The sequence below is a fragment of the Tannerella forsythia genome (genome assembly GCF_003860135.1).
GTDB lineage: Bacteria > Bacteroidota > Bacteroidia > Bacteroidales > Tannerellaceae > Tannerella > Tannerella forsythia_A.
Window position 1 is genome coordinate 1 of the sequence record NZ_RQYN01000086.1, and the last position, 6,024, is coordinate 6,024.

A 6,024-nucleotide genomic window follows, 5' to 3' on the forward strand; every position below is an offset into this window, starting at 1 on the left:
AAATTTCGCTACATACGGACGCGCGTAAACTTACATACGGATGTAAATTTATTTTCTCCCGTATGTAAATTTTGCCGCATACGGACGCAGCTGTTTTTGCTTCTTTTTCGCGCTTTCTTTTTCACCCGCCCCGAAGGTACGGTATGCGGTATAGAGGGCAGGTATACATGCCAAAAAAAGGAGCACTCTCTCTTTTCAGAAAATGCTCCTTCTTAAAAAATAATACCTAAAAAACGGCGGCTACCTACTCTCCCACAATATAGCAGTACCATCGGCGTGACGAGGCTTAACTTCTCTGTTCGGAATGGGAAGAGGTGGATCCCTCGTGCTATAACCACCTTAATATCTTAAAAAAGATCTTTTGACGGTCAGGACAAAACAAAGAGGCTGAAACTCTTTTTTCGCTCGTTAAAGAAGCGATAAAACGTACCTCGAACAGCAAGCTGTCCGAAAACTAAACATAAATCAAAACCAACGGTCGTGACAAAAAAGTTTTGGGCAATTAGTACTGCTCGGCTTTGATGTTACCACCTTTAGACCTGCAGCCTATCAACGTCGTAGTCTACAACGACCCTTATATAGATATCTCATCTTGAGGCAGGCTTCGTACTTAGATGCTTTCAGCACTTATCCTTACCAGACTTAACTACCCGGCTGTGCTCCTGGCGAAACAACCGGTAAACCAGCGGTCTGTCCAACACGGTCCTCTCGTACTAGTGTCAGGATCCCCTCAAATATCTTGCGCCCACGATAGATAGAGACCGAACTGTCTCACGACGTTCTGAACCCAGCTCGCGTGCCACTTTAATGGGCGAACAGCCCAACCCTTGGGACCTTCTCCAGCCCCAGGATGTGACGAGCCGACATCGAGGTGCCAAACCGCCGCGTCGATATGAGCTCTTGGCGGCGATCAGCCTGTTATCCCCGGAGTACCTTTTATCCTTTGAGCGATGGCCCTTCCATACGGAACCACCGGATCACTATGCTCTAGTTTCCTACCTGGTCGACTTGTAAGTCTCTCAGTCAAGCACCCTTATGCCATTACACTCTGCGACCGGTTACCAATCGGTCTGAGGGTACCTTTAGAAGCCTCCGTTACGCTTTTGGAGGCGACCACCCCAGTCAAACTACCCACCATACAGTGTCCTCCCAATATACACAGGAGTTAGAAGTCAAACACCCAAAGGGCCGTATTTCAACAACGACTCCACGATGACTGGCGTCACCGCTTCACAGTCTCCGGCCTATCCTACACATCGGATGCCCAACGTCAATGTAAAGCTATAGTAAAGGTTCACGGGGTCTTTTCGTCCCATCGCGGGTAATCGGCATCTTCACCGATACTACAATTTCACCGAGCTCACAGTTGAGACAGTGCCCAGATCGTTACACCATTCGTGCAGGTCGGAACTTACCCGACAAGGAATTTCGCTACCTTAGGACCGTTATAGTTACGGCCGCCGTTTACTGGGGCTTCAATTCAAACCTTCTCTTGCGATGAGTTCTCCTCTTAACCTTCCAGCACCGGGCAGGTGTCAGACCATATACATCATCTTTCAATTTAGCATAGTCATGTGTTTTTGTTAAACAGTCGCCTGGGCCTATTCTCTGCGGCCAATATATTTCAATTGGCGTCCTTTCTCCCGAAGTTACAGGACCATTTTGCCTAGTTCCTTAACCGTGAATCACTCGAGCGCCTTAGTATGTTCAACCCGACCACGTGTGTCCGTTTACAGTACGAGTGCTATATCAATATGCTTAGCGGATTTTCTTGGGAGCCTGTTTACGCACATATTACATTGTACAAGTACGCTGCATACTGTCAGGTTCGACTCTCGCGGCGGATTTGCCTACCGCAATCAACGTCTACACCCTTCAACCAACTCTTCCATCCGTTGGCAGTGCTGTCACTTCTCCGTCCCCACATCGCTCAATATAGCAGTGCCGGAATATTAACCGGCTCATCCATCGGAATCGCCCTTCGGCTTATCCTTAGGCCCCGACTAACCCTGATCCGATTAGCGTTGATCAGGAAACCTTGGTCTTTCGGCGAGGAGGTTTTTCACCTCCTTTATCGTTACTCATACCTACATTTGCTTTTCCATACGCTCCAACAAAGGTCACCCTTTATCTTCAGCGCCGTATGGAATGCTCCCCTACCATATCTTGCGATATCCATAGCTTCGGTAAACCGCTTATGCCCGATTATTATCCATGCCAGACCCCTCGACTAGTGAGCTGTTACGCACTCTTTAAATGAATGGCTGCTTCCAAGCCAACATCCTAGCTGTCTATGCGGTCCGACTTCGTTAATGCAACTTAGCGGTTATTTGGGGACCTTAGCTGATGGTCCGGATTCTTCTCCTCTCGGACATGGACCTTAGCACCCATGCCCTCACTCCCGGGCTTTATATGATGAGCATTCGGAGTTTGTCTGGACTTGATAGGCGGCGAAGCCCTCGCATCCAATCAGTCGCTCTACCTCTCATCAAAAACACCCGAGGCTGCACCTAAATGCATTTCGGGGAGTACGAGCTATCTCCAAGTTTGATTAGCCTTTCACCCCTACCCACAATTCATTGGAACACTTTTCAACGTATATCCATTCGGTCCTCCAGTTAGTGTTACCTAACCTTCAACCTGACCATGGGTAGATCACTTGGTTTCGCGTCTACTCCTTTTGACTATCCGCCCTATTCAGACTCGCTTTCGCTTCGGCTACATGCCTCAATAACACTTAACCTTGCCAAAAAAAGTAACTCGTAGGTTCATTATGCAAAAGGCACGCCGTCACACTTATACAGTGCTCCGACCGCTTGTAGGCAGACGGGTTCAGGGTCTATTTCACTCCTCTGTTCGAGGTTCTTTTCACCTTTCCCTCACGGTACTGGTTCGCTATCGGTCTCTCGGAAGTATTTAGCCTTACGGGATGGGCCCCGCAGATTCAGACAGGATTTCACGTGTCCCGCCCTACTCAGGATACCGCTAAGCTTCAAAATGAATTCGTGTACGGGACTATCACCCTCTATGGCCCTCTTTCCAGCGGGTTCCACTTTCATCTTTTCTTGCTACAGCGCGGTCCTACAACCCCATGGGATGCCGAAACAACCATGGTTTGGGCTCTTGCGCGTTCGCTCGCCACTACTTACGCAATCATTCTTATTTTCTCTTCCTGTGGGTACTTAGATGTTTCAGTTCCCCACGTTCGCTCACCTTACGGTGTGACTGGCCTTCAACCAGCCGGGTTGCCCCATTCGGATATCACGGGATCAATGGTTATTTGCACCTCCCCCGAGCTTTTCGCAGCTTATCACGTCCTTCATCGCCTCCGAGAGCCAAGGCATCCACCGTCTGCCCTTCTTTTACTTTTTTATCGTCACCTCACACATCATACACACGAATGCATACAATGACAGTGGTTTTTTTTATTTTTAGCTCTTTCTACGTTTTTTTTCTTTAATTCGCTTCAAGTTTCATTCATATTCATTTGATCTACATACATACATCAAACAACATACGAAATCTTTTCTCTGTTTTGTCCATCATGTCAAAGAACTCTTTCTTCGCTTTTTTGATTCCGCCTTCTTCGTCGTTCAAGAGAGCTCCTCTTTCATAAACGCTTCGGGCAGATTGCGAAATTTGTGGAGAATAACGGATTCGAACCGTTGACCCCCTGCTTGCAAAGCAGGTGCTCTAGCCAGCTGAGCTAATCCCCCGTCTTTTTTTTCTTTTCGCAAAGAGTAGTCCCAGGCAGAGTTGAACTGCCGACCTCTACATTATCAGTGTAGCGCTCTAACCAACTGAGCTATAGGACTGTCTTGTCAACTTCCGCCGGGATAAGACGAATCGTCTCTTGCTCTCTGAGCCGGACAAAAATACTTGTTTCAAGTTTTTTTTCCGACAAAGAAACCGAGACATCCCAGCTTCCTTTTTCTCTTTTCCCTTTTTTTATAGTAAACATGAAAACAAGAATGCAGTACTGATTAAAGTACCAAAGGAAAAGAATCCATCAAACAGATTCCGAGACAGCTCCAGAAAGGAGGTGTTCCAGCCGCACCTTCCGGTACGGCTACCTTGTTACGACTTAGCCCCAGTCACCAGTTTTACCCTAGGCCGATCCTCGCGGTTACGGACTTCAGGTACCCCCGGCTCCCATGGCTTGACGGGCGGTGTGTACAAGGCCCGGGAACGTATTCACCGCGCCATGGCTGATGCGCGATTACTAGCGAATCCAGCTTCACGGAGTCGAGTTGCAGACTCCGATCCGAACTGAGACAGGGTTTGGAGATTGGCATCCGGTCGCCCGGTAGCTGCCCTTTGTCCCTGCCATTGTAACACGTGTGTCGCCCCGGATGTAAGGGCCGTGCTGATTTGACGTCATCCCAACCTTCCTCACAGCTTACGCCGGCAGTCCCGCCAGAGTCCTCAGCTTAACCTGTTAGCAACTGACAGTCAGGGTTGCGCTCGTTATGGCACTTAAGCCGACACCTCACGGCACGAGCTGACGACAACCATGCAGCACCTACATAGACGCCCCGAAGGGAAGACAGCTCTCACTGTCCGTCGTCTACATTTCAATCCCGGGTAAGGTTCCTCGCGTATCATCGAATTAAACCACATGTTCCTCCGCTTGTGCGGGCCCCCGTCAATTCCTTTGAGTTTCACCGTTGCCGGCGTACTCCCCAGGTGGATTACTTAACGCTTTCGCTGTAGAGCTTACTGTATATCGCAAACTCCTAGTAATCATCGTTTACTGCGTGGACTACCAGGGTATCTAATCCTGTTTGATACCCACGCTTTCGTGCTTCAGTGTCAGTTATACCTTAGTAAGCTGCCTTCGCAATCGGAGTTCTGCGTGATCTCTATGCATTTCACCGCTACACCACGCATTCCGCCTACTTCATCTATACTCAAGACTACCAGTTTCAACGGCAATTTTATCGTTAAGCGACAAACTTTCACCGCTGACTTAATAGCCCACCTACGCACCCTTTAAACCCAATAAATCCGGATAACGCTCGCATCCTCCGTATTACCGCGGCTGCTGGCACGGAGTTAGCCGATGCTTATTCCCAAGGTACATGCAATAAAATACACGTATCTCATTTTATTCCCTTGTAAAAGAAGTTTACAACCCATAGGGCAGTCATCCTTCACGCGACTTGGCTGGTTCAGGCTCTCGCCCATTGACCAATATTCCTCACTGCTGCCTCCCGTAGGAGTCTGGTCCGTGTCTCAGTACCAGTGTGGGGGACCTTCCTCTCAGAACCCCTAACCATCGAAGGCTTGGTGAGCCGTTACCTCACCAACTACCTAATGGTACGCATGCCCATCCGCAACCGATAAATCTTTAACAAATATTCCCATGCGGGACCCCTGTTTTATGCGGTATTAGTCCGACTTTCGCCGGGTTATCCCCCTGTTGCGGGCAGGTTACATACGCGTTACTCACCCGTGCGCCGGTCGCCGACAGGTATTGCTACCCTCGCTGCCCCTCGACTTGCATGTGTTAAGCCTATCGCTAGCGTTCATCCTGAGCCAGGATCAAACTCTCCGTTGTTGAAATTGTTTTTTTATCCTATCGCGCTCAGAATCCTAGTATCCTTTTCCTTTATTTTCGTAAATTGACGGTACTTTTTTTCTTGTACTACATCTTGTTTTACATGTAAATCTTACAAAGATCGCTTTTTATTTTTTGGTGACCCCTCCGAACACTTCCGAAGTACATCACGCTTTTTCTTTTTTATTCCGATTACCGAATCGGTAACGGGCTGCAAAGATAAAAACAAATTCTCATTCGAACCAAATTTTTTCGAAACTTTTTTGAATCTTTTTTCTTAACCCCTCACACCAAACAATATGGAAGAAATTAAAAAAACAACAACCCAAAAACAAATCCTTTCTTATCACGCTTTGCAGCGGGCTCCCCTCTCGAAAGCGGGTGCAAAAGTAGATACTCCCATCCTATTCTCCAAATATTTTTACAGGTTTTTTTTGAGAAAAATCGCAAATAGTTGAAAATCA

General features: G+C 47.9%; 2 tRNA genes and 3 rRNA genes. All 5 read right to left on the reverse strand.

The window, feature by feature from the left end:
• Window positions 1–231: 231 nt before the first annotated feature.
• A 5S ribosomal RNA gene (gene rrf, locus EII41_RS13065) occupies window positions 232–342 on the reverse strand.
• A gap of 141 nt (window positions 343–483) precedes the next feature.
• Window positions 484–3,372 (reverse strand): 23S ribosomal RNA (locus tag EII41_RS13070).
• A gap of 270 nt (window positions 3,373–3,642) precedes the next feature.
• A tRNA-Ala gene (locus tag EII41_RS13075) sits at window positions 3,643–3,716 on the reverse strand.
• Window positions 3,717–3,741: 25 nt separating this feature from the next.
• A tRNA-Ile gene (locus EII41_RS13080) sits at window positions 3,742–3,815 on the reverse strand.
• A 220-nt stretch (window positions 3,816–4,035) separates the two neighbouring features.
• Window positions 4,036–5,560: ribosomal RNA gene (locus EII41_RS13085) — 16S ribosomal RNA — on the reverse strand.
• The 16S, 23S and 5S rRNA genes sit together here with 2 tRNA genes alongside, the layout of an rRNA operon.
• Between the last annotated feature and the right edge of the window lie 464 nt (window positions 5,561–6,024).